The organism is Mesorhizobium sp. M2A.F.Ca.ET.067.02.1.1, from assembly GCF_004023285.1.
Classification (GTDB): domain Bacteria; phylum Pseudomonadota; class Alphaproteobacteria; order Rhizobiales; family Rhizobiaceae; genus Mesorhizobium.
The window spans coordinates 1-2,583 of sequence record NZ_RZSB01000805.1 but is presented as its reverse complement, the minus strand read 5'-3'; the positions used below and the strand labels follow the sequence as shown (position 1 = coordinate 2,583).

6 protein-coding genes are annotated in these 2,583 nt (G+C 65.4%); 3 read left to right on the top strand and 3 right to left on the bottom strand.

What is annotated here, in order from left to right; translation table 11 throughout:
- Both EOA28_RS32050 and EOA28_RS32045 read left to right on the top strand, forming a co-directional pair.
- The coding region (locus EOA28_RS32050; protein WP_128315672.1) for a TRAP transporter large permease subunit at nt 1–827 on the top strand (827 nt) is incomplete at its 5' end.
- Nucleotides 824–1,201: a DUF1850 domain-containing protein gene (locus EOA28_RS32045; protein WP_127386182.1), complete on the top strand. Its 378-nt coding sequence runs from the start codon at nt 824–826 to the stop codon at nt 1,199–1,201. The genes EOA28_RS32050 and EOA28_RS32045, both read left to right, overlap by 4 nt.
- Nucleotides 1,202–1,235: 34 nt before the next feature.
- Here EOA28_RS32045 and EOA28_RS32040 read toward each other — a convergent pair whose 3' ends face one another.
- From EOA28_RS32040 to EOA28_RS32035, 3 genes are all read right to left on the bottom strand, one after another.
- Complete coding sequence (locus EOA28_RS32040; protein ID WP_127253444.1) at nt 1,236–1,682, bottom strand: thiol-disulfide oxidoreductase DCC family protein; 447 nt, start codon at nt 1,680–1,682, stop codon at nt 1,236–1,238.
- Between the two features lie 68 nt (nt 1,683–1,750).
- Nucleotides 1,751–1,876 carry a hypothetical protein gene (locus EOA28_RS41015; protein WP_281059023.1) on the bottom strand — a complete coding sequence of 42 codons (126 nt, stop codon included), beginning with the start codon at nt 1,874–1,876 and terminating at the stop codon, nt 1,751–1,753.
- Nucleotide 1,877: 1 nt separating this feature from the next.
- The gene (locus EOA28_RS32035; RefSeq protein WP_126080293.1) at nt 1,878–2,024 is read right to left on the bottom strand and encodes a hypothetical protein; all 147 of its coding nucleotides are present in this window, start codon (nt 2,022–2,024) and stop codon (nt 1,878–1,880) included.
- A gap of 396 nt (nt 2,025–2,420) precedes the next feature.
- On the opposite strand from EOA28_RS32035, the gene EOA28_RS32030 reads away from it, so the two are divergent.
- A partial coding sequence (locus EOA28_RS32030; RefSeq protein ID WP_148670990.1) for a DUF892 family protein occupies nt 2,421–2,583 on the top strand: 163 nt, incomplete at its 3' end.

Genomic DNA, 2,583 nt, shown 5'->3' with positions numbered 1-2,583 from the left:
TCAATGTGCTGAGCCTCGTCATCGCGGCGCTCGTCATTGCCTGCCTCGCCTTCAAGGGTGGGCGCGAGACGCTGCGCATCTGCGTCGACTCGCTTGCCGAAGGGGCCAAGAACGCGCTGCCCGTCGGCATCGCCTGCGCCATCGTCGGCATCGTCATCGGCACGCTGACGCTCACCGGCATCGCCTCCACTTTCATCGGCTGGATCATCTCCATCGGCGAGGACAATCTGTTCCTGTCGCTGGTGTTGACCATGCTCACCTGCCTGGTGCTCGGCATGGGCATTCCGACGATCCCCAACTACATCATCACCTCCTCCCTTGCCGGTCCGGCGCTGCTGTCGCTCGGCGTGCCGCTGGTGGTCAGCCACATGTTCGTCTTCTATTTCGGCATCATGGCGGACCTGACGCCGCCGGTGGCGCTCGCCGCCTTCGCCGCCGCGCCGATGGCCAAGGAAAGCGGATTGAAGATCGGCATCCAGGCGACAAAGCTCGCCATCGCCGGCTTCGTCGTGCCGTTCATGGCCGTCTACACGCCCGCCCTCATGCTGCAGGATGCCGGCCCGATCGCGGCCTCGTTCGGCTATCCCGTCGAGGTCGCCTATATCGTCGCCAAGGCCTGCATGGGCATTGTGCTGTGGGGCGCCGCCGCCGTCGGCTTCCTCGCCCGGCGCATGGCCTTGTGGGAGCGTCTCGTCGCTTTCGCAGCCGGCCTGCTCCTGGTGATCGCGCTGCCGCTCACCGACGAGGCCGGCTGGGTTCTGGCGCTGGCGTGGATCGGCTGGCATTGCTGGCGCGCGCGCCGGCTGTCCATGGCCGGCGCCGCATGAGCCTATGCATCCTCACCGCCGGCAAGACGGTGACGCTCGCCGCCGCCGCCTTCACCCTGTCCTGGACGCATTCGGTGGAACGCACGCGCTGGCAGGAGGATTGGAAAGTGTCGCCCACCGGGCTGCACGTCGTCGAGGCGCGGGTCAAAGGCTCCGGCGCCGGCATGGAGCCGCCCGAGGGCTCGGTGCTGCGGGACGGCTGGTGGATCTATGCGCCACGGATCGGGCCCCAGCAGCGTCTGGTGCTCGCGGCGTCCGGCGCCACCGGGGAAGGCTGGACGCTGTGCACGGTCATGGGTTGCCGGGAGCTGGGCGGGACGGCCGGCGAACCCACCGTGCTCGAACCCTGCGCCGGCTCAAGCCAGGCGCGATAGCGCATGGAGCGAATCTGAAAGATCGCGACGCGCTTTAGCCGATCAGCCGCTCCCGCAATTCGGCCGAAGGAATCTCGCAACTGTCCTTGCGGCCGAACAGCGCGTAGCGGTTCTTGGCAACGCGGTCATAGAGCCAGTCGCGCAGCGGTCGCGGCAGGATGAGCAGCGCCTTCGCGGCGCGCCAAGGCCAGCCGAGCGCGGCCATGACGGCAACGAAACTGTCGAGCTTGGTGAAGGGGGCGCCGTCGATGATGGCGAGGTTGCTGTCGTAATCGTCGGTCGGCAGGCCATGCTCGCGAAACAGCGCCTCGCCGAGCGGCGATTGCGCCGTGGCGAAGCGGAAGCGTTTTTCCCGGTCCAGCCTGAGGACGAGCTGGACGAAGCCCGAGCAGAACACGCAGACGCCGTCGAAGACGATCAGCGGCTGGCGGGCGTTATAGGCCTGGCGCGGGAAATCAGGACTTTCGGGCAGGTCGGTCATCGCGGCCCCGGCTGCTTGTGACCCCAAACACTAAGCTAGGAGACACACTAAGCCAGCCGGCGGCGGCGTCAAAGTCGCGGCGTTGTCGCACGCCAGTTGGCGGCGAGCACAAGGCGCTCGACGCGATAGGTGGTGGCGCGCTGGTCGGCGGCCGGCCGGCAGATGCGGCTGTGGTGGGCGCGTTGGCGGGTCATGTCAGTTCGCGCCGACGCCCAGCGAGTTGCCGCGACGCGCGCAGGCCGGCCCCGGGCCGCGCATGTAATAGCGCTCCGGCCGGTAGGTCGGCGCGACGAATTCGCGAATGGCGGCGGCGTAGCCTGTAATGTGGTTCCAGAAGTTCATTTTAACTGTCCCTGTCCCGCTTTCGGATGTCCCGTCCGAATTGTTCGAGAGCATAGCGTCGAGGCGTGAATAGTCGGTGAACGTGATGTTAATTTCTGGTCCGAAACTCGTTGCATCGTGGCCGGATTGCGGCTGATTCGCGGTGTTTCGGTGCCTTTCGTCGCCTTTCCGCGCCGTGTGACTTTTGCATCACATATGTTTCGTTCGGATGTCGCTTGGCCGCGCCTCTGTTTCACCTTCGCCCGGCGGCAGGAAATTTCCTTTCTCCCGGCCGGGCGGACAGGAACCTGTCACGGAAGACGACGTTGATCCGCAAGGACCGGGATGAACCCGGCCATGTTGACGGCTGTCCGCCGCGCAACTCCCCGACAATGCGAAACATGGAAGGCAACCGCCATGGGCTTCTTTTCGAAGGACATCCAGACACTGGACGATCTCTTCATCCACACGCTGCGCGACATCTATTATGCCGAGAAGCAGATCGAGAAATCGCTGCCGAAGATGATCGACAAGGCGACCGATCCGCAATTGAAGGCCGGCTTTGAGAAGCATCTCACGC

Coding starts and splice junctions, on each gene's coding strand:
- EOA28_RS32045 (WP_127386182.1), top strand. CDS start 824: ATGAGCCTATGCATCCTCACCGCCGGCAAGACGGTGACGCTCGCCGCC.
- EOA28_RS32040 (WP_127253444.1), bottom strand. CDS start 1,682: ATGACCGACCTGCCCGAAAGTCCTGATTTCCCGCGCCAGGCCTATAAC.
- EOA28_RS41015 (WP_281059023.1), bottom strand. CDS start 1,876: ATGACCCGCCAACGCGCCCACCACAGCCGCATCTGCCGGCCGGCCGCC.
- EOA28_RS32035 (WP_126080293.1), bottom strand. CDS start 2,024: ATGAACTTCTGGAACCACATTACAGGCTACGCCGCCGCCATTCGCGAA.